Annotated in this window: 17 protein-coding genes; 9 read left to right on the top strand and 8 right to left on the bottom strand. The window is 59.6% G+C overall.

The features are described 5' to 3' along the window. Positions 1-10: 10 nt before the first annotated feature. Positions 11-1,867 carry a glutathione ABC transporter ATP-binding protein GsiA gene (gene gsiA / locus GO007_RS03165; RefSeq protein WP_095095443.1) on the bottom strand — a complete coding sequence of 619 codons (1,857 nt, stop codon included), beginning with the start codon at positions 1,865-1,867 and terminating at the stop codon, positions 11-13. Between the two features lie 13 nt (positions 1,868-1,880). After that, complete coding sequence (gene iaaA / locus GO007_RS03160) at positions 1,881-2,822, bottom strand: beta-aspartyl-peptidase (RefSeq protein ID WP_095095440.1); 942 nt, start codon at positions 2,820-2,822, stop codon at positions 1,881-1,883. Positions 2,823-3,075: 253 nt separating this feature from the next. Here iaaA and moeA point away from each other — a divergent pair, with 253 nt between their 5' ends. The 6 genes from moeA (at position 3,076) to GO007_RS03130 (ending at position 10,971) form a co-directional block, all read left to right on the top strand. Then, positions 3,076-4,311: a molybdopterin molybdotransferase MoeA gene (gene moeA, locus GO007_RS03155; protein ID WP_095095437.1), complete on the top strand. Its 1,236-nt coding sequence runs from the start codon at positions 3,076-3,078 to the stop codon at positions 4,309-4,311. Next, entirely contained in the window at positions 4,311-5,066 is a 756-nt protein-coding gene (gene moeB, locus GO007_RS03150) for a molybdopterin-synthase adenylyltransferase MoeB (RefSeq protein ID WP_095095434.1), read from the top strand. Before moeA ends, moeB begins: the two co-directional genes overlap by 1 nt. Positions 5,067-5,220: 154 nt before the next feature. Beyond that, the gene (locus GO007_RS03145; protein ID WP_095095431.1) at positions 5,221-6,120 is read left to right on the top strand and encodes a glycyl-radical enzyme activating protein; all 900 of its coding nucleotides are present in this window, start codon (positions 5,221-5,223) and stop codon (positions 6,118-6,120) included. Between the two features lie 4 nt (positions 6,121-6,124). Beyond that, a complete protein-coding gene (locus GO007_RS03140; protein ID WP_095097999.1) occupies positions 6,125-8,557 on the top strand; it encodes a formate C-acetyltransferase/glycerol dehydratase family glycyl radical enzyme in 2,433 nt (810 codons plus the stop codon). 192 nt (positions 8,558-8,749) lie between these two features. After that, complete coding sequence (locus GO007_RS03135) at positions 8,750-9,565, top strand: Cof-type HAD-IIB family hydrolase (RefSeq protein ID WP_095095428.1); 816 nt, start codon at positions 8,750-8,752, stop codon at positions 9,563-9,565. Positions 9,566-9,705: 140 nt separating this feature from the next. Next, complete coding sequence (locus GO007_RS03130) at positions 9,706-10,971, top strand: DUF1479 domain-containing protein (RefSeq protein ID WP_095095425.1); 1,266 nt, start codon at positions 9,706-9,708, stop codon at positions 10,969-10,971. Here GO007_RS03130 and GO007_RS03125 read toward each other — a convergent pair. Beyond that, a complete protein-coding gene (locus GO007_RS03125; protein ID WP_095097996.1) occupies positions 10,968-12,041 on the bottom strand; it encodes a LacI family DNA-binding transcriptional regulator in 1,074 nt (357 codons plus the stop codon). The two genes, GO007_RS03130 and GO007_RS03125, sit on opposite strands and share 4 nt — an antisense overlap. Before the next feature lie 301 nt (positions 12,042-12,342). On the opposite strand from GO007_RS03125, the gene GO007_RS03120 reads away from it, so the two are divergent. Next, the gene (locus GO007_RS03120; protein WP_095095422.1) at positions 12,343-13,644 is read left to right on the top strand and encodes an MFS transporter; all 1,302 of its coding nucleotides are present in this window, start codon (positions 12,343-12,345) and stop codon (positions 13,642-13,644) included. Positions 13,645-13,658: 14 nt separating this feature from the next. Beyond that, positions 13,659-16,025: a glycoside hydrolase family 31 protein gene (locus GO007_RS03115; protein ID WP_095095419.1), complete on the top strand. Its 2,367-nt coding sequence runs from the start codon at positions 13,659-13,661 to the stop codon at positions 16,023-16,025. A 78-nt stretch (positions 16,026-16,103) separates the two neighbouring features. On the opposite strand, the gene GO007_RS03110 is transcribed toward GO007_RS03115, so the two are convergent. Beyond that, positions 16,104-17,699 (bottom strand): ABC-F family ATPase, encoded by a 1,596-nt coding sequence (locus GO007_RS03110; RefSeq protein ID WP_095095416.1) that lies wholly within the window; start codon positions 17,697-17,699, stop codon positions 16,104-16,106. 369 nt (positions 17,700-18,068) lie between these two features. Here GO007_RS03110 and ldtB point away from each other — a divergent pair, with 369 nt between their 5' ends. Continuing rightward, positions 18,069-18,989: a L,D-transpeptidase gene (gene ldtB, locus GO007_RS03105; RefSeq protein WP_045855429.1), complete on the top strand. Its 921-nt coding sequence runs from the start codon at positions 18,069-18,071 to the stop codon at positions 18,987-18,989. 63 nt (positions 18,990-19,052) lie between these two features. On the opposite strand, the gene GO007_RS03100 is transcribed toward ldtB, so the two are convergent. The 4 genes from GO007_RS03100 to GO007_RS03085 all read right to left on the bottom strand — a co-directional run bounded on the left by GO007_RS03100 (position 19,053) and on the right by GO007_RS03085 (position 23,783). Then, positions 19,053-19,766, bottom strand: a complete 714-nt coding sequence (locus tag GO007_RS03100; protein ID WP_076945013.1) for a GntR family transcriptional regulator — start codon at positions 19,764-19,766, stop codon at positions 19,053-19,055. Positions 19,767-19,778: 12 nt separating this feature from the next. After that, complete coding sequence (locus GO007_RS03095; protein ID WP_095095412.1) at positions 19,779-21,098, bottom strand: PTS sugar transporter subunit IIC; 1,320 nt, start codon at positions 21,096-21,098, stop codon at positions 19,779-19,781. Between the two features lie 112 nt (positions 21,099-21,210). Next, positions 21,211-22,587, bottom strand: a complete 1,377-nt coding sequence (locus tag GO007_RS03090) for a glycoside hydrolase family 1 protein (protein WP_095095409.1) — start codon at positions 22,585-22,587, stop codon at positions 21,211-21,213. 158 nt (positions 22,588-22,745) lie between these two features. Beyond that, positions 22,746-23,783, bottom strand: a complete 1,038-nt coding sequence (locus GO007_RS03085; protein ID WP_095095406.1) for an aldo/keto reductase — start codon at positions 23,781-23,783, stop codon at positions 22,746-22,748. Between the last annotated feature and the right edge of the window lie 81 nt (positions 23,784-23,864).

Below are 23,864 nucleotides of genomic sequence, written 5' to 3'. Positions count from 1 at the left end.
GGTGTCGTTGTTATCTTCCCAGAACGCCGGCGGCAGGTTCCCGGGCAACGAAATGCCCAGGCCCTACCTGTTGTAGCGGCGCGCTGGCTACCTCTTCCCCTCGCTTATAGATATTGCCCGGCAGCTCGTCAGAGAGCAGTACGCGCTGCGGATGACGATGCGCCGGGTCGGCCACCGGTACGGCGGCCATCAGCTTGCGGGTATAGGGATGCTGCGGGTTTTCAAACACGGCGCGACGCGGGCCAATCTCAACGATCCGCCCGCGATACATCACCGCAACGCGATGGCTGATACGTTCAACCACCGCCATATCGTGGGAAATAAACAAAAAGGCGATGCCCATTTCACGCTGTAAATCGAGCATCAGGTTGATAATCTGCGCGCGAATCGAGACGTCTAGCGCCGAAACCGATTCATCGGCAATCACCACCTTTGGATTCAGCGCCAGCGCCCGCGCAATGCATACGCGCTGGCGCTGGCCGCCGGAAAACTCGTGCGGGTAGCGCCAGGCGTGTTCAGGCTGCAGGCCGACGCGCTCAAGAAGCCAGGCGACGCGCTGGCGGGCCGCCTCGCCTTCCAGCAGCCCGTGTACGCGCAGCGGCTCCATAATCGAGTAGCCCACCGTTTGCCGCGGATCGAGCGAGGCATACGGGTCCTGGAAAATAAACTGAATATCGCGGCGCAGCGCCTGGAGCCTGCCGCCGGCCAGGGTATCGATACGTTCGCCGTTAAATACGATAGTCCCACTCTCGGTCGCCACCAGCCGCAGCAGCGCCCGACCGGTGGTGGATTTGCCGCAGCCGGACTCGCCGACCAGCGACAAGGTTTCTCCCGGCCAGAGGTCAAAGCTCACCTTTTCAACGGCATGCACCTCGCGGGTAATCCGGTTCAAAATGCCGCTGCGCAGCGGGAAACGCGCCACCAGGTCGCGTACCTGCAGAATCGGCTCGCCGGCGACGACGGTATCCTGTTCGCCTTCATCAGCCGCGCGTTGATTGAGCAGCGGGAAGCGGCGCGGCAGGTCGCTGCCGCGCATCGAGCCTAAGCGCGGGACGGCTGCCAGCAGCGCCTGGGTGTAAGGGTGCTCAGGCGCGCGGAAAATCTCCTCGACCGTCCCGCTCTCCACCGCTTCGCCGCGGTACATCACCAGCACGCGGTCGGCGATATCGGCCACGACGCCCATATCGTGAGTAATAAAAATAACCCCCATCTCCATCTCTTTTTGCAGCACGGCAATCAGCTGGAGGATCTGCGCCTGGATGGTGACATCCAGCGCGGTGGTGGGCTCGTCGGCAATCAGCACCGCCGGACGGCAGGAGAGCGCCATGGCGATCATCACCCGCTGGCGCATCCCGCCGGAGAGCTGATGCGGATAGCGTGACAGCATCGCTTCCGCCTCCGGTATCCGCACCTGGTCGAGCATTTTCTTCGCTTCGCGCAGCGCCTCGTCATGACCCAGCCGCTGGTGAAGACGAATAGACTCGGCAATCTGTTCCCCGATGGTAAACACCGGATTCAGCGAGGTCATCGGCTCCTGGAAAATCATCGCAATATCCGCCCCGCGCACGTGGCGCATTGCCGAAGCGGACTGTTCGCCAAGCGCAATGACCTGATTATTGCGCCGACGCAGCCACAGCGCGTCGCTGCTGACCTGACTGACGGCGTCATCGAGCAGGCGCATCAGCGCCAGCGCGGTGACCGACTTACCCGAGCCCGACTCGCCCACAATGGCTAGCGTTTCGCCGCGCCGCAGGTTGAACGAAAGATGCCGCACCGCAGAAAAAGTCTGCTGCTCCTGGCTAAACGCCACGTTCAGATCGCGCACCGCCAGAACATCACTGGCGTCGATTTCTTGACTATGCGGCAACGTCCCTTCCCCCTTATTCCCGATAAATACCAATAGTGGGCGTATCGCCCGCGTAGCACCAGGCCCGATACATCCCTTCGCTGTTAAACGGCAGCACCACGTTGCCTTCTCTGTCGATGGCAATCAGCCCGCCGCTGCCGCCGAGCGCCGGAAGCTTCTCCATCACCACCCGCTCACAGGCCTCATGCAGGCTCAGGTTCGCGTACTCCATGAGCGCGGCGATATCGTAGGCCGCGAGGGTGCGGATAAACACCTCGCCGGTGCCGGTACAGGAGACCGCCACGCTGGCGTTATTGGCGTAGCAGCCGGCTCCGGGCAGCGGGCTATCGCCAACGCGCCCGGGGAGCTTATTGGTCATCCCGCCGGTGGACGTGGCGGCGGCAAGGTTGCCGGCGATATCCAGCGCTACCGCGCCGACGGTGCCCATTTTATGCCGCTCGTCCAGCGGCGCTGCGCCGTGGTCGAGGACGACCTCATCGTCTTCCTGCGCCTGCTGTAGCTGCAGACGGCGCTCGGTCGTCGAAAATAGATCGTTTTCCACCCGCGCCATACCGTGCGAGGCGGCGAACGCTTCCGCCCCTTCGCCAATCAGCAGCACGTGCGGGCTCTGTTCCAGCACCAGCCGCGCGGCCAGTACCGGGTTGCGCAGATGCTTAACGCCGGCAACCGCTCCAGCATGCAGGCTGTTGCCGTCCATCACGCAGGCGTCGAGCTCATGGGTGGCGTCCCGGGTAAACACCGAGCCGATCCCGGCGTTAAACAGCGGACACTCCTCCAGCTGGCGCACCGCCTCGGTGACCGTGTCCAGCGCGCTGGCGCCCGCCGCCAGCATTTTCTGCCCGCTATCGACAATCGCCGACAGCGCCGCCATGAACTGCCGTTCGCGCTCCGGCGTCAGCTGCGATCGGGTGATTGCCCCTGCGCCACCGTGAATTGCTATCACCGCCTTGCTCATTCCGCCATTCCTTCATGCTGCACCGATCCACCGCGGGTTCGCTATTTATTCACGCCGCATCAGGTCTCAGCCCCCGCAAAGCGAGCTTAAATAATAAAGTGTATAGATATCATTATCGTGCTGACTGTCCTATACAATTTTTGAATATAGAAAGAGCGGACGGTGATGTAAAGCCTGTACCCAGGTGGCATATAGCCGCCCGCACTTTTCTGCCATAATAGGCGTTTTCGATGTTTGCCCGCAGGAGAAACCCATGGATTTTACCGCCGGACTGATGCCTCTCGACACAGCCCTGACCCAGATGCTCAACCGTATTACGCCGCTGAATACGGTGGAAACCGTGCCGCTGTTACAGGCCTTTTCGCGCGTGACCGCCCATGATCTCGTTTCGCCGCTGGACGTCCCCGGGTTTGACAACTCGGCCATGGACGGCTACGCCGTACGCCTCGCCGATCTTGCCGACGGCGCGGCGCTGCCGGTCGCCGGTAAAGCGTTCGCCGGCCAGCCGTTCCACGCTGCCTGGCCTGCGGGAACCTGCATTCGCATTATGACCGGCGCGCCGGTTCCGCAGGGCTGCGATGCGGTGGTGATGCAGGAAGAGACCGAGCAAACCGCCGACGGCGTTCGCTTCATCGCCGCGGTAAAACCCGGCCAGAATATTCGTCGTCGCGGCGAAGATATCGCTCACGGCGCGGTGGTATTCCCGGCAGGTACGCCGCTGACCGTCGCGGAGCTGCCGGTGCTGGCGTCGCTGGGCATCGCCGACGTCGAGGTAGTGCGCAAAGTTCGCGTGGCGGTATTCTCTACCGGCGACGAGCTGCAGCTGCCGGGCCAACCGCTTGGCGACGGGCAAATCTACGATACCAACCGCCTGGCGGTGCACCTGATGCTCCAGCAGCTGGGCTGCGAGGTGATCAACCTCGGCATTATTGCCGACGACCCGGCAAAACTGCGCGCGGCGTTTATCGCCGCCGACCAGCAGGCCGATGTGGTGATTAGCTCGGGCGGCGTCTCGGTCGGCGAAGCGGATTACACCAAAGAGATCCTTGAGGAGCTCGGCGAAATCGGCTTCTGGAAGCTGGCGATCAAGCCCGGTAAACCTTTTGCTTTCGGCAAGCTCAGCCACAGCTGGTTCTGCGGCCTGCCGGGCAATCCGGTTTCCGCCACCCTCACCTTCTATCAGCTGGTGCTGCCGCTGCTGGCAAAACTGAGCGGCAGCGCGGGCGGCGCGCAGCCGATGCGCCTCCGTGTGCGGGCGGCGACGCGACTGAAAAAATCCCCGGGACGCCTCGACTTCCAGCGCGGCGTGCTGCAGCGTAACCCGGACGGCGAGCTGGTGGTGACCTCCACCGGTCATCAGGGCTCACACATTTTCAGCTCATTTAGCCAGGGTAACTGCTTTATCGTGCTGGAGCGCGAGCGCGGTAACGTGGAAGCGGGCGAGTGGGTCGAAGTCGAACCCTTTAACCACCTCTTCGGAGGGCTGTGATGGACGTCGAGCTGAGCGATGAGGAGATGCTGCGCTACAACCGGCAGATAATCCTGCGCAATTTCGATTTTGACGGTCAGGAGCGGCTGAAAGGCGCCCGGGTGCTGGTGGTCGGCCTCGGTGGCCTGGGCTGCGCTGCCGCCCAGTATCTGGCGGCGGCCGGCGTCGGCGAGCTTACCCTGCTCGATTTCGATAGCGTCTCGCTCTCCAATCTACAGCGCCAGACGCTGCACAGCGATGCCGCTATCGGTCTGCCGAAGGTGGACTCAGCCCGCGATTCGCTGGCGCGGATCAACCCCCACGTACGGCTCACCCCGCTGAATGCGCTGCTGGACCAGCAGGCGCTGGCGGCGCAGATCGCCGCCCACGATCTGGTGCTCGACTGTACCGATAACGTGGCGATACGCAATCAGCTCAACGCGGGCTGTTTTCAGCATCAAACGCCGCTGGTCTCCGGCGCCGCGATTCGCATGGAGGGGCAAATCAGCGTCTTTATGTATCAGGATAACGAGCCCTGCTATCGCTGCCTGAGCCGGCTGTTCGGCGAGAATGCCCTCACCTGCGTTGAGGCCGGCGTGATGGCGCCGCTGGTCGGCGTCATTGGCTCCCTACAGGCGATGGAGGCCATTAAAGTCTTAACTCAGTACGGCACGCCTGCCGCGGGCAAGCTGGTCATGTACGACGCCATGACCTGTCAGTTCCGCGAAATGAAGCTAATGCGCGACCCGCAGTGCGAGGTTTGCGCCAGCCGCTAGCCCTTCTCCGGCGGCGGCCGTCGCCGGAAAATTTGTGATCGACCGCGACTTTCCCCTCTTCGCCGCAGCGGCCCGCCCCGCTTGTTGATTTGCATCAATACAACTTTCATTCGAAAGTCATTTAATCTTCATATGCAAAAAAAGGGGGGCCTTCATGATTTTCAACATTCAGCGCTACTCAACCCATGACGGCCCTGGGATCCGCACCGTCGTATTCCTTAAAGGCTGCTCGCTGGGCTGCCGCTGGTGTCAAAACCCGGAAAGCCGCTCCCGCACGGCGGATGTGCTGTACGACGCCCGCCTGTGCCTTGCGGGCTGCGATCTGTGCCAGCAGGCCGCGCCGGATGTGATAACCCGTAAACTCGACGGCCTGATTATCCACCGCCAGAAGCTCACCGCCGAAGGCTATGAGCGGCTGCGCGACTGCTGCCCGACAACCGCCCTCAGCGTATGCGGCGAAGAAAAAGAGGTGGCGCAGATTATGGCCACGGTGCTGCGCGATAAGCCTTTTTACGATCGCAGCGGCGGCGGCGTGACCCTTTCCGGCGGCGAGCCGTTTATGAATCCCGAGCTGGCGCGGCAGCTGCTGCAGGCCAGCCGCGCGGCGGGGATTCATACCGCGGTCGAAACCTGCCTGCACGTGCCGTGGAAATACGTTGAGCCCTCGCTGCCCTATGTTGACCTGTTCCTCGCCGACCTCAAGCACGTCAACGAAGCCATTTTCAAAGAGTGGACCGACGGCAGCGCCGGCCGGGTGCTCGATAACCTGCAGCGCGTGGCGCAGGCGGGGAAGAAAATCATCATCCGCGTCCCGCTGATTCAGGGCTTCAACGCCGATGAGGCGACGATTGCCGCGATTACCGACTTTGCCGCCGACCGTCTGCAGGTTGGCGAGATCCACTTCCTGCCGTACCACACGCTGGGAATGAACAAATATCAGTTACTCAGTCAGCCCTATACCGCTCCGGACAAACCCCTTGCTGCCCCCGAGCTGCTCGCCTTCGCGCAGACCTACGCTCAGAGCAAAGGTTTAACGGCTACTCTACGAGGATAAAATGATGACCACTCTGAAACTGGATACGCTAAGCCCCCGCATTCAGGCGCATAAAACCGCGCTGGTACATATCGTTAAGCCGCCGGTCTGCACCGAACGGGCGCGGCACTATACCGCCGCTTATCAGCAGCACCTGGATAAGCCGATCCCGGTACGCCGCGCGCTGGCGCTGGCCCACCATCTGGCAGAACGCACCATCTGGATCAAACACGACGAGCTGATCGTCGGCAACCAGGCCAGCGAAGTGCGCGCGGCGCCAATTTTCCCGGAATACACCGTCAGCTGGATTGAGAAGGAGATTGACGATCTCGCCGATCGTCCCGGCGCCGGTTTCGCGGTCAGCGAAGAGAACAAGCGCATCCTGCATGAAATCTGCCCGTGGTGGCGCGGTCAGACCGTGCAGGATCGCTGCTACGGGATGTTCACCGATGAACAAAAAGCGCTGCTCGCCGCCGGAATTATTAAAGCGGAAGGCAACATGACTTCCGGCGATGCTCACCTCGCGGTGAACTATCCGCTGCTGCTGGAAAAAGGCCTCGACGGCATGCGCGCTAAGGTCGCCGAACGCCGCTCGCGTATTAACCTGACCGTGCTGGAGGATCTGCACGGCGAGCAGTTCCTTAAGGCCATTGATATCGTGCTGGAGGCGGTCAGCAATCACAGCACGCGCTTTGCCGAACTGGCGCGCAGCATGGCGGCGGAAGAAACCCGCGCCTCCCGCCGCGACGAGCTGCTGACTATCGCCGAAGGCTGCGAGATCGTTGCCCACGAGCCGCCGAAAACCTTCTGGCAGGCGCTGCAGCTGTGCTACTTCATTCAGCTGATCCTGCAGATTGAATCCAACGGCCATTCGGTCTCCTTCGGCCGTATGGATCAGTACCTGTATCCTTACTACCGTCGCGACGTCGAGCTCCAGCAGTCGCTGGACCGCGAGCATGCCATCGAGCTGCTGCACAGCTGCTGGCTGAAGCTGCTGGAAGTGAACAAGATCCGCTCCGGCTCGCACTCCAAAGCATCCGCGGGCAGCCCGCTGTATCAGAACGTCACCATCGGCGGCCAGAACCTGCGCGACGGCCAGCCGCAGGATGCGGTGAACCCGCTCTCGTACGCGATCCTCGAATCCTGCGGGCGTCTGCGCTCGACTCAGCCCAACCTCAGCGTGCGCTACCACGCCGGGATGAGCAACGACTTCCTCGATGCCTGCGTGCAGGTCATTCGCTGCGGCTTCGGCATGCCGGCGTTCAATAACGATGAGATCGTTATTCCAGAGTTCATCAAGCTCGGGATTGAGCCTCAGGATGCCTACGACTACGCGGCGATTGGCTGTATCGAAACCGCCGTGGGCGGCAAATGGGGCTATCGCTGCACCGGGATGAGCTTTATCAACTTCGCCCGCGTGATGCTGGCCGCGCTGGAAGGCGGCCGCGACGCCACCAGCGGCCAGGTGTTTCTGCCGCAGGAGCACGCGCTATCGAAAGGCAACTTCGGCAGCTTCGAGCAGGTGCTGGCCGACTGGGATACCCAGATCCGCTACTACACGCGTAAGTCGATCGAAATTGAGTACGTCGTCGATACCATGCTGGAAGAGAACGTACACGATATTCTCTGCTCCGCGCTGGTGGATGACTGCATCGAGCGGGCGAAAAGCATCAAACAGGGCGGCGCGAAGTATGACTGGGTTTCCGGTCTGCAGGTCGGGATCGCCAACCTCGGTAATAGCCTGGTGGCGGTGAAAAAGCTGGTCTTTGAGCAGGGCGCCATCGGCCAGCAGCAGCTGGCGACAGCCCTCGCGGAGGACTTCGAAGGGCTGACCCACGAGCAGCTGCGCCAGCGCTTAATCAACGGCGCACCGAAGTACGGCAACGATGAGGACAGCGTCGACGCCCTGCTGGCCCGCGCCTATCAAACCTATATCGACGAGCTGAAGCATTACCATAACCCGCGCTACGGCCGCGGCCCGATTGGCGGGAACTACTACGCCGGGACCTCGTCTATTTCCGCCAACGTGCCGTTTGGCGCCCAGACGATGGCTACCCCGGATGGACGCAAAGCCCACTCTCCGCTGGCCGAAGGGGCAAGCCCGGCTTCCGGCACCGACCACCTCGGGCCAACCGCGGTGATTAGCTCGGTCGGTAAGCTCCCCACCGGGGCGATTCTCGGCGGCGTGCTGCTGAATCAGAAGCTCAACCCGGCGACGCTGGAGAACGAGTCCGATAAGCAGAAGCTGATGGTGCTGCTGCGCACCTTCTTCGAGGTGCACAAAGGCTGGCATATCCAGTACAACATCGTCTCGCGCGAAACGCTGCTGGACGCGAAGAAACACCCTGACCAGTATCGTGATTTAGTGGTTCGCGTCGCCGGCTACTCGGCGTTCTTTACCGCCCTGTCGCCGGATGCCCAGGACGATATTATCGCCCGTACCGAGCATACGCTGTAGAGCGGACCCCGCATCACACAACACCCGGCTGGCGCTACGCCTGGCCGGGCTACCCGCTCCTCGCCGGTTTTGGATTTTGCGCGGCAGGAAGCCGCAAAGACGGCGGGTAGCCTTTCATTCGAAATAAATTTGTGCTTTGGGTCACATTGTAATTAGAATGTTACTGGTCGCAGTTAAGCCAGGAGCATAGGTATGACCATTAAAGTTATCGTCACTGATATGGACGGAACTTTTCTCAATGACGCCAAGCAGTATGACCGCTCGCGTTTTCTTGCGCAGTTCGCGCAGCTCAATAAGCAGGGTATTGAATTCGTTGTCGCCAGCGGCAATCAGTACTACCAGCTGATCTCCTTTTTCCCGGAAATTCGCGAGCAGATCTCCTTCGTCGCCGAGAATGGCGCGCTGGTGTACGAGCACGGCCGGCAGCTGTTTCACGGCGAGCTGACCCGCCATGAGTCGCAGATTGTGATCGGCGAGCTGCTCAAAGACCCGCAGCTCAACTTCGTCGCCTGCGGCCTTGAAAGCGCCTACGTCAGCGACCGCGCGCCCGACAGCTTCGTCGCGCTGATGTCAAAGCACTATCATCGTCTGCAGCGCATCGCCAGTTACCATGATATCGACGACACGCTGTTTAAGTTCTCGCTTAACCTGCCGGACAGCGATATCCCGCAGCTTATTGATAAGCTGCACGTCTCGCTGGACGGCATCATGAAGCCGGTGACCAGCGGCTTTGGCTTCGTCGATTTAATTATCCCCGGCCTGCATAAAGCTAACGGTATCAGCCGCCTGCTGAAACGCTGGCACATCTCGCCGCAGGAGTGCGTGGCGATTGGCGACAGCGGCAACGACGCCGAAATGCTGAAGCTGGTGAAGTACTCTTTCGCTATGGGCAACGCCGCCGATAGCATCAAGGCCATCTCCCGCTTTGCGACCGATGACAATAACCACCACGGCGCGCTGAATGTGATTCAGGCCGTTGTGGACCACGCCGCCCCCTTCAACGAATAGCCTGCCGCCGGGGCCTCCTGCCCCGGTTTTTTCCATTTTGTGCACCTCATCCAATTTTTAAACTTGCATTAACTTAAATTTAACTTAAATTAACGTTTGTAAGATTTAATACTTTCGAATGAAAGCAAAGTGAGGCTATCATGACGGTTATCCATACCAGCGAAACGCTCCCCGCCGACCACAAAGCGGCGATTCGACAAATAAAACAGGATCTGCGCGCGCAAATTGGCGATGTGCAGGCCGTGTTCGATCGGCTGACGGCGCGGATTAGCGCACGTCTGGACGAAATTGACGCCATCAAGGCGCGCGGGGAAGAGGTCTGGCCGATTATCCCGTTCAGCGATATTGCGCAGGGCAAAGTGAGCGATGCCCAGCGCGAGGCCATCAGACGCCGCGGCTGCGCGGTGATCAAAGGTCACTTCTCACGCGAGCGGGCGCTGGCGTGGGATAACTCGATGCTGGAATACCTCGATCTCAACCGCTTCGACGACGTTTACAAAGGCCCCGGCGATACCTTCTTCGGCTCGCTCGACGCCTCGCGTCCGGAGATTTACCCGATTTACTGGTCGCAGGCGCAGATGCAGGCGCGGCAGAGCGACGAGATGGCCGCGGTGCAGTCGTTCCTTAACCGCCTGTGGACCTTCAGCCATGACGGCAAGCAGTGGTTCGACCCGGACGTCAGCGTTATCTATCCTGACCGCATCCGCCGCCGCCCGCCGGGCACCACCTCGAAGGGGCTGGGGGCGCACACCGATTCAGGCGCCCTCGAGCGCTGGCTGCTGCCCGCCTATCAGCAGGTATTCGCCAACGTCTTTAACGGCAATATTGACGCTTACGACCCGTGGGATGCGGCGCACCGGACCGAAGTGGAAGAGTACACCGTCGACAACACCACCAAATGCTCGGTATTCCGCACCTTCCAGGGCTGGACGGCGCTCTCCGATATGATCCCGGATCAGGGCCTGCTGCACGTGGTGCCGATTCCGGAGGCGATGGCCTACGTTCTGCTGCGTCCGCTGCTCGACGACGTCCCTGACGATGAGCTGTGCGGCGTGGCGCCGGGTAAAGTGTTGCCGATTTCCGAGAAATGGCACCCGCTGCTGATCAAAGCGCTAAGCGCGATCCCGGCCATCAGCGCCGGCGATTCGGTGTGGTGGCACTGCGACGTGATCCACTCGGTGGCGCCGGTCGAAAACCAGCAGGGCTGGGGCAACGTGATGTATATCCCCGCCGCCCCGCTGTGCGAGAAGAATCTCGCCTACGCGCACAAGGTTAAAATCGCGCTAGAGAAAGGCGCATCGCCGGGCGATTTCCCGCGCGAAGACTACGAAACCGACTGGCAGGCGCGCTTTACCCTCGACGATCTCAACGTTCACGGCAAACGCGCGCTGGGTATCGACGTTTAATCGTCGTACAGCCCCTGTTGCTCAACGGCGGTGCGGCGGCTGCCGGGCCGTATCCGCCGTACCGAATCCCGAACCACCAGCGTCCCGTTTAGCAGCAGCGAACCGCGCGGGGCGTGGGGACGGATCAGCCGCTGCTGCAGGAGCTGCACCGCCTCAGTGCCGAGCTCATCGCGCGGGACGTGGACGGCGGTAAGCGGCACATCCTGGATAGCCGCGAGGTTAAACCCGTCGATGCTCATGACCGAGATGTCCTGAGGAACCCGCAGGCCGCGCTTTTGCAAGGCGTTCACGGTCCCCACCACCATATAATCTCCGCCAACCAGGAAGGCCGTCGGCAGCGGCTTACCCGCCTGAGCATTGAGCCACTCTCCTACCTGCTCCTCCGTCTCCCTGGCGCTGAAGTTCGCCACGCCGATCAGATCTCGCCCGTCGAGGAAACGTAGGTTACGCGCCCGCCAGGCCTCCTTGATGCCCACCAGCCGCAGCTCCATGGTGTAGCGCCGCAGACACATCACGTTCATGACCGCCCGATGCCCCATCTCAAACAGATAGCGCGCGGCAAACTGGCCAATCAGCCGGTGATCCGGGGCGATCGACGTCAGGCGCATGCCCTCATCCCGGCAGTTGATCAGCACGCAGGGTTTGGCGAAATCGGCGGCCAGATCGTGAATATGCGGATCGTCAATGCCCAGCAGAATGGCCGCCTCGGTCTCCGCCTCGTTCATGCGGGCCAAAAACAGGTTGGCATCGCTGTCGTTCTCTTCCAGCGCGCAGGTTCGCAGGCGGACCTCATGCGGCGCCAGCGCATTATTAATGCTCTGAATCACGCGGTAGTAATAGATATCGGAGCGCTCATCAAACGCCCGGGAAGGGGCGAAAACCACCAGGCTGTTCAGCAGCATGCGTCCGGCGGCGAGCCCCTCCATCACCCCCATTTCGCGGGCGCACTGCAGGACCCGCTGGCGCGCCTTTTCGCTGGTGTTCGCTTTGCCCGCCAGCACCCGGGAAACGGTACTCGCCGACATCCCCGTGCGGGCCGCGATTTCGGCAATTCTCAGCTTTTTATCCATTTTGTGATCCAGCTCCATCTTGCAAATGAAAGAATTTTCATGGCGCTAAAAAGCAGTTTATCAAGCCAGATTCGCTATCTGTCGTGAGCTTTTCCTCATCTCATGAAAAAAGTTGCATAAATAAGACTATTGGCCGCTCATTTTCTATCTTAACCTGAATTGGTCCGATAACTTCCATACTAGTTATACGGAAAACCAGATAAATAAAACAATAATATTCATAGCGTTAATAAAACAGGTATGACAACTCAGGGACTGAGCATCGGTCATTTCCCCCTACAAAATTCTTGTGGAGAGTTCTATGAGCCAAGGCCTCAACAACGATATGGCGGTCAGTAAATCGCGCCGCGTAGTCAAAAACCTACGCTGGTGGATGCTGACCCTGTTCTTACTCGGCGTCACCGTTAACTACATTACCCGCAACTCCTTAGGCATTATCGCCCCCGAGCTGAAGGTGACGCTGGGCATAACCACCGAGCAGTATTCATGGATCGTCGGCGCTTTTCAGCTGGCCTACACCCTCTTCCAGCCACTCTGCGGCTGGCTTATTGACGTTATTGGCCTGAAGCTCGGCTTTATGATCTGCGCCACCCTGTGGGCCGTGGCCTGTATCGCCCACGCCGGTGCCGGCAGCTGGCTGCATCTGGCGATCCTGCGTTTTTTCATGGGCGGAGCAGAAGCCGCCGCAACCCCGGCCAACGCCAAAACCATCGGCGAATGGTTTCCAAAATCTGAACGCCCAATTGCCGCCGGCTGGGCCGGCGTCGGCTTCTCCGTCGGCGCGATGCTGGCGCCGCCGATCATCTATTTTGCCCACGCCTCTTTCGGCTGGCAGGGCGCGTTTATGTTCACCGGGGTGCTGGCGCTGCTGTGGGTGATCCTGTGGTGGGTGTTTTACAACAATCCGGAGAAGCATCCGAATCTGAGCAAGACCGAGCTGGAGTTCATTCGTCAGGACAACGAGCCGCCGGCGGTGAAGCTGCCGTTCTTTACCGCGCTGAAAACCGTGTCGAAAAATAAGCGTTTCTACGGTATTGCGATCCCGGCCTTTATGGCGGAGCCCGCCTGGGCGGTCCTGAGCTTTTGGGTGCCGCTGTACCTCGCCAAAGAGCACGGCATGGACCTGAAGCAAATTGCCATGTTCGCCTGGCTGCCGTTCCTCGCCGCCGATCTCGGCAGCGTGGTCAGCGGCTATCTGACCAAACTGTACACCCGCTGGTTCGGCTGTTCACGGGTTAATTCCGTGGTAGCAAGCTCGCTGACCGGCGCTTTCCTGATGATTTCTCTGGCCCTCGTCGCCATTACCCGCGACCCCTACATCACCATCATCCTGATCTCCATCGGCGGCTTCGGCCACCAGATTATCTCCTGCATGCTGAGCGCGCTGGTGGTGGAGTCGTTCGATAAGGGCCAGATGGCGACCGTCAACGGCATGCGCGGCTCCGCGGCCTGGATCGCCAGCTTCCTGTTCTCCCTATTAATCGGGGTGACCGCCGACAAGATTGGCTTCAACCCGCTATTCGTCGCCATGGGCTTCTTTGACCTGATTGGCGCGGTTTTCCTGGTGGCTTTTATTGCTGAACGTCGCGCCAAGCGCGCCTGAGAGTGGATGTAAAAATGAAAACGTTGAAACACTGGAAATTGCAACAGCAGCTGGCCCACCACGTAGAGCTGGCGGTCGACGGGCAGCACACCCTGTGCCTGTACGTACTGGAAGAAAACCTGTTCCGCGTCCTGCTTAAGCGCAGAGGGGAGCTGGCGCTGGATCGTACCTGGAGCATCGCTCCGCAGCAGGACGTCCCCTGGGAGGGACGCAGCCGCGACGACGTCAGCGGCTTTACCCTTCCCGCCTGGAGCCTGGAGCAGCAGCAGGAGACCCTGACGGTCGCCACCGAACGGCTGCGCGTCACCGTCCACCAGCCGCTGTGGCTGGAGTGGAGCTACCGCGACGATGCCGGAGAATGGCAACCGCTGGCCAACGACCGCCCGACCAGCGCCTATCTGGTGAACGCGCACGGCGATGGCGTCGCGCACTACCAGAGCCGACGTCAAGATGAACGCTTCTACGGTCTTGGCGAGAAGGCGGGCAACCTGCTGCGCAACGGGAATCGCTACGAGATGCGCAACCTGGATGCGATGGGCTATAACGCCGTCAGCACCGATCCGCTGTATAAGCACATCCCCTTCACCATCACCCAGCGCGGCGATATTAGCTACGGCCTGTTCTACGATAACCTCAGCAGCTGCTGGCTGGATCTGGGCAACGAAATCGACAACTATCACACCGCCTATCGCCGCTGGCAGGCCGAGGCGGGAGATATTGATTACTACATGTTTACCGGCAAACGCGTGCTGGACGTCACCAAAGCCTTTGTCCGCCTGACCGGAAAAACGCTGTTCGGGCCGAAGTGGAGCCTGGGCTACAGCGGCTCGACGATGCACTACACCGATGCGCCGGATGCGCAAAACCAGCTGATGAACTTTATCCGCCTTTGCGAAGAGCACGCCATTCCGTGCGACTCGTTCCAGCTCTCCTCCGGCTATACCTCGATCGGCGGTAAGCGCTACGTCTTTAACTGGAATTACGACAAGGTTCCGCAGCCGAAGGTGATGAGCCAGCGCTTCCACGACGCGGGCATCAAGCTGGCGGCCAACATCAAGCCCTGCCTGCTGCAGGATCACCCGCGCTATAGCGAGGTGGCGGAGCGCGGGCTGTTTATTCAGGACTCCGAAAGCGAATCCCCGGAGCGCTCCAGCTTCTGGGATGACGAAGGTTCCCACCTCGACTTCACCAACCCGCAAACCGTCGCCTGGTGGCAGGAGGGGGTCACCGCTCAGCTGCTGGAGATGGGGATTGATTCGACGTGGAACGACAATAATGAATTTGAAGTCTGGGACGGCGAGGCGCGCTGCCACGGTTTTGGCCAGGAGATTGCCATCAAGCATATCCGTCCGGTGATGCCGCTGCTGATGATGCGCGCGTCGCTGGAGGCCCAGCAGCGCTTCGCCCCGGAGAAACGCCCGTACCTGATCTCGCGCTCCGGCTGCGCCGGGATGCAGCGCTACGTGCAAACCTGGAGCGGCGATAACCGCACCAGCTGGGATACCCTGCGCTACAACACCCGCATGGGGCTGGGGATGAGCCTCTCCGGCCTCTATAACGTCGGTCACGACGTCGGCGGCTTCTCCGGCGATAAGCCGGATGCCGAACTGTTCGTCCGCTGGGTGCAGAACGGGGTGATGCATCCGCGCTTCACGATCCACTCATGGAACGACGATCGGACGGTTAACGAGGCGTGGATGTATCCGGCGGTCCTGCCGGCGATTCGCGGCGCGATTGAGCTGCGCTATCGCCTGCTGCCCTACCTCTACACCCTGCTGTGGCAGGCGCACGCTGACGATGAGCCGATGCTGCGCCCGACCTTCCTCGATCACCAGCATGACCCGCAGACCTTCGAGGAGTGCGACGACTTCCTGCTCGGCCGCGATCTCCTCGTCGCCAGCGTCGTGGAGCCCGGCCAGCGCCAGCGCCCGACGTGGCTGCCGGAAAACGAGTCCGGCTGGTACGACTTTTATAGCGGGGAGTGGTTCGCCGGCGGCCAATGGATAACGCTCGATGCGCCGCTGGAAAAACTGCCGCTGATGGTGCGCGCCGGGGCGGGTCTGCCGGTCAGCGAAAGGATCGTCCACGTCGACGCCAAAAAAGACGATAGCCGCGAGCTGAAGCTGTTTCCGCTGAAGGGAGCAGGCTCGACAAGCGGCCTGCTCTTTGAAGACGACGGCGAGAGCTGGGGCTATCGGCAGGGCAACGCGCTGTGGCTGGGGTGGGAAATGACCTGCAGCGCCAGCGCCATCAGCCTGCAGGTGAACGCGCGCGGCCGCTACCGCCCGGCGTGGAAGGCGCTGAAGATAACGCTCCCCGCCGGTGAAAAGCGCCGGCTGTCGGTGAATGGTAAAGACGTCGGCGAGTGGCTGCTGGACTAAGGGCAATAAAAAACCCCGGTCGCGCGAGGCTGGCCGGGGCTTCTGTTTCACTCCCGGCAGCGCCGGGACGGCAGACGGTTAGCCGTCGATGCCTTTGCTGCGCAGATAATCTTCGTAATTACCGCTAAAGTCGACGACGCGCTCCGGCGTAATTTCAATCACCCGGGTGGCCAGCGAGCTGACGAACTCGCGGTCGTGGGAGACGAAAATCAGGGTGCCCTGATACATCTCCAGCGCCATGTTGAGCGATTCGATAGATTCCATATCCAGGTGGTTGGTCGGTTCGTCCATCACCAAAATGTTGGGTTTCTGCATCATCAGCTTACCGAACAGCATGCGGCCCTTTTCGCCACCTGACAGCACTTTTGCCGGCTTTTTGATATCGTCCTGGCTGAACAGCAGGCGGCCGAGGAAGCTGCGCACAACCTGCTCATCGTCACCATCCTGCTTCCACTGGCTCATCCAGTCGAACACGCTCAGATCGTTATCGAAGTCTTCGGCGTGATCCTGCGCGTAGTAGCCAATCTGCGCATTCTCAGACCATTTAACGCTACCGTTATCCGGCGTCAGTTCACCCACCAGGGTTTTCAGCATGGTGGTTTTACCCACGCCGTTGGCACCCAGAATGGCAATCTTCTCGCCCACTTCCAGCAGCAGATTGAATTTTTTAAACAGCGGGCCGTTATCAAAACCTTTCGCCAGCTCTTCGACAGCCAGCGCGTTACGGAACAGCTTCTTGTCCTGCTCGAAGCGGATGAACGGGTTCTGACGGCTGGAGGCCTTCACTTCATCGAGCTTGATTTTATCAATCTGACGGGCGCGAGAAGTCGCCTGACGTGATTTAGAGGCGTTGGCGCTAAAGCGGCTGACGAAGGATTGCAGGTCGGCAATCTGCGCTTTTTTCTTGGCGTTATCAGACAGCAGACGCTCGCGGGCCTGGGTGGCCGCGGTCATGTATTCGTCGTAGTTACCGGCATACACGCGCAGTTCACCGTAGTCGAGATCCGCCATGTGGGTACACACCATGTTGAGGAAATGACGGTCGTGCGAAATGATGATCATGGTGCTGTCACGTTCGTTAAGCGTCTGCTCCAGCCAGCGAATGGTATCGATGTCGAGGTTGTTCGTCGGTTCGTCGAGCAGCAGGATATCCGGGTTGGAGAACAGCGCCTGGGCTAACAGTACGCGCAGCTTCCAGCCGGGAGCGACTTCGCTCATCGGGCCGTAATGCTGTTCAACCGGGATGCCGACGCCGAGCAGCAGCTCGCCGGCGCGGGCTTCGGCGGAGTAGCCGTCCATCTCGCCGTAGGTCACTTCCAGATCCGCCACCTTATAGCCGTCGGCTTCGCTCATTTCCGCCAGGCCGTAGATGCGATCGCGCTCCTGCTTCACTTCCCACAGCTCGCCGTGGCCCATGATGACCGTATCCAGCACGGTGAACTCTTCGAACGCAAACTGATCCTGACGCAGCTTACCGATACGCTCGTTCGGATCGAGGGAGACGTTGCCCAGCGTTGGCTCCAGGTCGTTGCCGAGGATCTTCATAAAGGTAGATTTACCGCTACCGTTGGCGCCAATCAGGCCGTAACGGTTGCCGCCGCCAAATTTGACGGAAATGTTTTCGAACAGCGGCTTACTGCCAAACTGCATGGTGACGTTGCTGGATACTAGCACGGGGTTATCCTGAAAAAAGAGAATGAGAAGTGTGACACATCGGACATTATGCCAGCAAAACCATCTCTTTTCACGGTCTGCGGTGAATTCCCTTACCGCTGGCGCCGCGTTCGGCGCCTTTTGACCTCAGCCGGCGGCGTCCGGCAGGCCTCAGCGGCGGCCCGGCGGCACCAGGTATGCCGTGCGATCGCCCCTCCGACGACGCAGCCTGAGCAGCCAAAGGACGACAGTTGAAACAACCGGCAAAAAAGTGTGATTTCGTACACATCTCATTTCCCTGTTGGCGGGAATGCACATATAATGCGCTCCCATCTACTCCCTGAAAAATCAAACAAAGGCCTGTGTGGCTTTAACATCGCACACGACATGATGAATATGAAATTATCGACACTCCTTGCGGCAGCCTTCGCCATCGTGGGCTTTTGCAATACCGCATCCGCGGTAACCTATCCCCTGCCGACTGACGGTAGCCGACTGATTGGCCAGAACCAGGTTGTTACGGTTCCGGACGACAACAAACAGCCGCTGGAATATTTCGCCGCCAAATATCAGATGGGTCTGTCCAACATGCTGGAAGCGAACCCGGGCGTGGATACCTATCTGCCGAAAGGCGGCACCGTGCTGAATATCCCGCAGCAGCTGATTCTGCCGGACACCGTGCATGAAGGTATCGTCATCAACAGCGCGGAAATGCGTCTTTACTACTACCCGAAAGGCACTAACACCGTGATCGTGCTGCCGATTGGTATCGGCCAGCTCGGCAAAGATACGCCGATCAACTGGGTGACCAAGGTTGAGCGCAAGAAAGCCGGCCCGACCTGGACGCCGACGGCGAAAATGCACGCCGAATACATCGCAGCCGGTAACCCGCTGCCGGCCGTGGTGCCGGCCGGCCCTGATAACCCGATGGGCCTGTACGCGCTGTATATCGGTCGTCTGTACGCGATCCACGGTACCAACGCCAACTTCGGTATCGGCCTGCGCGTAAGCCACGGCTGCGTCCGTCTGCGTAACGACGATATCAAATTCCTGTTTGAGAATGTGCCGGTCGGCACCCGCGTCGAATTTATCGATGAGCCGGTGAAAGCCACCAGCGAGCCGGACGGCAGCCGTTACGTTGAAGTCCATAACCCGCTGTCGACCACTGAAGCCCAGTTCCAGGGCGGTGAAATCGTCCCGATTACGCTGAACAAATCCGTACAGGCCGTTACCGGCCAGTCCGACGTCGATCAGAGCGTGGTTGAGCAGGCGGTGCAGAACCGTTCCGGTATGCCGGTTCGTCTGAACTGATCCTGAGCGCCATGCACAAAAAAGGGCGAGGTGAAAACCTCGCCCTTTTCTTTTCGCCTGACGTCAGCCGTTGTTAACGATAACGATGCCGCCGTGATCGTAGCGGTAGTGACAGTGGGCGTACTCCAGCGGCGTACCGTCCTCCAGGTAGATAACCTGCTCAACTTCCAGCACCGGATCGCCGGCTTCGCATACCAGGTGCTGCTGTTCGAGCTCGCCGGGCTTAATGGCGCGCACCACGCGGTACGACCCCATTATCTTCAGCCCAAGCGTCTCAACATACTGGAATACGGAGCTTTCGAGGTGGCTTTTATTCAGGCCGGGTACCAGATTCACCGGCATCACCGTGGCGTCCAGCGACATCGGCTCGTCATTGAGCAGCCGCAGGCGCACGAAGTCATAAACCGGCGAATCGGCATTAATCAGCAGCGAAGTCTGCTCCTTCTCGCTGGGAAAGCGCAGCTCGAAGCGCACCACCTTGCTGCTAACCGCCCCCAGATGGGCCCAGGTTTTGGTGGCGCCAAAATAGTCGCTTCCCGGAAGATCCCACTGCGAAAGCTGAAGAAAGTTTTTACGCACGAAGGTGCCCTGCCCCTTGCGGGTATAAATCAATCCTTCAACAATAAGCTGGCGCATCGCCTGCTGGATGGTCATCCTGCTGGTGTTAAACTCCGCCGCCAGCGCAAACTGGTCGGGTAATGGCATGCTGGCGGGGTACTGCTGGCTGATAATCCGCTTTTTAATTTCCCGCGCGATCAAAAGATACTTCGCCGCCATCGCCCTTCCTTATTATTCATTTATCCCATTGTTTTTTAACGCCACTCTCTCAGATATTTTGAGGAATGGCAGGTAGAAGAATACACCAAAGGTGATGATTATCAACTGCACCACCACCGCCCGCCAGTCCCCCGCCGTCGCCAGCCAGGCGCTGAGCACCGGCGGCGTGGTCCACGGGATCATCACCACGCAGCGCGACATAAGCCCGAGCGTGGTGCACAGCCAGGCGAAAAAGATGCCGATGGCGGGCAGCAGCACGAACGGGATCATCAGCGGCACGTTGAAAACGATCGGCAGGCCGAAAATCACCGGTTCGTTGATATTGAACAGCCCCGGGGTAATAGCCAGGCGCGCCACCTGCTTCGAGGCCTGCTGGCGCGAGAAGAGAAAGATGGCGATCAGCAGAGAGATGGTGCTGCCGGTACCGCCCACCATGCCGAAGGTCGGCACGAAAATATTGTTAATAATATGCGGAATCGGCTGGCCGCTGGCGTAGGCCAGCATATTCTCATTGGTATTAATCAGCAGGAACGGCTCCAGCACCACGCTGTTCACAACCGACTGGTGAATACCCAGCGTAAACAGGAAGTTGCCGAAGCTGTAGATAAAAATAGTCCCCGGCAGGCTGGTATTAATCAATCGCAGCGGCTGCTGGATAAGCGTGGTGATCAGATGGATAAGATCGGTGTGCAGCAGGTTATTCAGCAGGGCGGCCAGCGCCGCAAACATCGACAGCGTCAGGATAGCCGGGATGAGCGACGAAAACGATTGGCCCACCGCCGGCGGCACGTTCTCTCCAAGGTTGATGGTCAGGCGCTTGATTCCGGCGATGCGCATAAAGATTTCTGTCGCCACCAGGCCGATGAGCACGCCGGCGAAAATGCCGGTAGAGCCGATGTTGGCGAAGGTCAGTACCGACGTCAGGCTGACCGTCGCCTTCCCGCCAACCGGCACCAGATCCACCTGCATCGGCATCATAATAATAAAGCTGCAAATAGCGATGACGACGGTCGAAACCGGGTTAGCGAAGTTTTTGTTACGCGCCAGCGACCACGCGATCATCGGCGCAATCAGCAGCGCGGCGATATTCAACGTCCCGTTGATAATCGCATCGCCCCATACCTTAAAGCGCACCAGCGTGTCGCCCTCCAGTATCCAGGGAAACACCACGTTGTTCACCAGTACCGCCAGCCCTGCCAGAATGAAAATCGGCATCACCCCGGCAAACGCATCGCGCAGCGAACGCAGGTGTACCTGGTTGGCGATACGCGCGGAAAACTCAACAAAGCGATCGGTCAAAGACTGCATACTGGACGTTGTATTATCAGACATTTTGCAGAATCCTCTTCATCACTTACCCGTATTCCCCGCCAGGCTTCAGGTTGCAGGCAGCGCGCCCGCGGCCTGAAATCTGACGGCGATAACCCGGTGCGGCCCGCGCGAACTACATCTCTTCACCGTTGCTGTGGATCGCTCGTTTCAGCCATGCATAGCTTTTCTTCGGCACGCGGTTAAGGTCTTTAAGATCGTGGTTTTCGCGGTTGACGTACACCACCCCGTAGCGTTTACGCATATCGCCCTGGGAGCTGAGAATATCGATCAGCCCCCAGCCGAGATAGCCGATCACCTTCGCGCCGTCCTCAAAAATCGCCTCTTTCATGGCGTTGATATGGTCGCGGTGATAGGCGATACGATAATCGTCGGCAATCATGTTTTCGCCATCCCAGGACTCAATCACCCCGATACCGTTTTCAATCGGGAATACCGGCAGGCGCCAGTCGTTGTAGTAGCGGGTGATGATGGTACGAAAGCCGAGCGGATCGATTTGCCAGTTCCATTCCGTAGACTTCAGGTACGGGTTGTCCTTATCGCCGAACTGCATGTAGTAGTTCACCTCGGTGCCTTCGGGGATCGGATCGCTGCTGAGCGTGCGGCTGGCATAGTAGCTAAAGGCCATATAGTCATTTTTATTCTGCGCAATCAGGGCTAAATCCTCTGCGCGATAGATATCCTCGAAGCCTTCACGGGCGACCACGGCCATCACCTCGGGGCTGTAGCCCTGGCCGGCATAGACGCGCAGCAGGTTCTGGTTGAGAAACTCATCATGCTGCTGAGCGCAGAAAATATCGCGCGGCTGGCAGGTCGCCGGGTAGATAAGCTGATGCGCCAGCATCCCCCCCATCAGCCTGCCGGGCTGGGTTTCATGCAGGTAAGCGGTCAGATGGACGTGCGCCATCATGGTGTAATGCTGGATCTCGTACAGCTCGCGGAGCGTTTCATCGCCATGCATATATCCCGCAATGCGGAACGCAATCGGCATGTGGAAAATATTCTGCTCATTGAAGGTCAGCCAGTACTTCACCTTGTCGCCGTAGCAGTCGATCATTTTCTTGCCGTAGCGCACAAACGCCTCCATCACGCGGCGATCGATAAAGCCGTTATACTCATTCGCCAGCGCCAGCGGCATGTCAAAATGGTACAGGCAAATCATCGGCTCAATGCCGCGGGCAATCAGAGCGTCGATAAAGCGGTGGTAGAAGGCGATACCTTCTTCGTTGAACTCGCCATCGCCGGTCGGGCAAATGCGGCTCCACGAAATCTGGAAGCGGTAGCAGTTCATCCCTAGATCCTGCATTAAATCAAAGTCTTCCTCATAGCGATGGTAGGAGTCGGTCGCCACCTTCCAGTCAGAGGCAAACTCTGAGGGCTCGCGAATGTCGTATACCGACATCCCCTTTCCGCCTTCATTCCACGCACCTTCCGTCTGCATGCTGGAAACCGAGTTGCCCCATAAAAAATCCTTTGCCAGTGTCTTCATCATTCACTCCGCTACTATGACTAGTCATTAAAAATTCATGACTAGTCATATAGAATGAAATGATAAATCACGCAAAGGAGTTGTGTCGTTTTTGTGAGCGATTTCGAAAAGAGAGGATAGAAAGCGGCGGGACAGCGCCCGCCGTTGAGGATCGGACAGGATTAATCGTTAAGCTGATTGCGGCGATATTCGCCCTGGCGCTCGAGCATCCAGCCGGGATATTCGCGCGGCAGCGCGCTCACCGCATCAAGCCGCCTGAGATCCTCTTCGCTGAGCTGGATCTGGGTTGCGGCAATATTATCCGCCAGCTGCTCCGCGCGTTTGGCGCCGATAATCACGCTGGTCACCGCCTGCTGATGGAGCAGCCACGCGAGCGCGACCTGCGCGACCGTCGCGCCTTTAGCTTCGGCCACCTCGCGCATCGCGTCCACGCAATCAAACGCGCGATCCTTATTCACCGGCGGGAAATCAAATTCCAGCCGACGGCCGCCCGCTTCCCCCTGACCGTCGCGGGTGTATTTGCCGCTCAGCAATCCGCCCGCCAGCGGGCTCCAGACCATCAGCCCCAGCCCTTCGCTCTGCATCATCGGCACCAGCTCACGCTCCAGGTCGCGCCCGGCGATGGTGTAGTAAGCCTGCAAAGAGGCAAAGCGGGCCAGCCCAAGGCGTTCGGCGATCCCCAGCGCCTTGACGATTTGCCAGGCCGCCCAGTTCGAAATGCCGATATAGCGGACGTGCCCCTGGCGAACCAGGGTATCCAGGGCGTAGAGGGTCTCTTCCACGGGCGTTGCCGGATCGAAGCCGTGCAGCTGGTAGAGATCGATATGATGGAGCTGCAGGCGTCGCAGGCTCTCTTTGACGCTGCCGAGAATGTGGTAACGGGAGCTGCCGCGGGAGTTAACGCCGGCGGTGCCGGTTTCACCAAACACTTTGGTGGCGACCACCACGTTTTCGCGCGGGATCTTAAGATTTTTTAGCGCCTGGCCGGTTATCTCTTCCGAACGCCCTTCCGAATAGACGTTAGCGGTGTCGATAAAGTTGATGCCGGCATCCAGGGCGCTGCCCACCAGCTGCTCGGCTTCCGCCTGGCGCAGCTGGCCAATTTTGCCCCACATCCCCTCTTCGCCGCCAAAGGTCATGGTGCCAAGGCACAGTTCAGAGACAAACAGACCGGTATTTCCGAGTTTTTTATAACGCATCGGACTCTCCTCATCAGGATAATTAACGTCAGCGCTATAGTTATACCCCCCGCAGCACGAGCGCGAATGGGGGGATCCTGT

Origin of the sequence: Klebsiella sp. 10-1 (genome assembly GCF_009758445.1) — a bacterium.
GTDB lineage: Bacteria > Pseudomonadota > Gammaproteobacteria > Enterobacterales > Enterobacteriaceae > Klebsiella > Klebsiella scottii.
The sequence above is the reverse complement of the archived record's forward strand: the minus strand, read 5'-3'. Positions and strand labels throughout refer to the sequence as shown.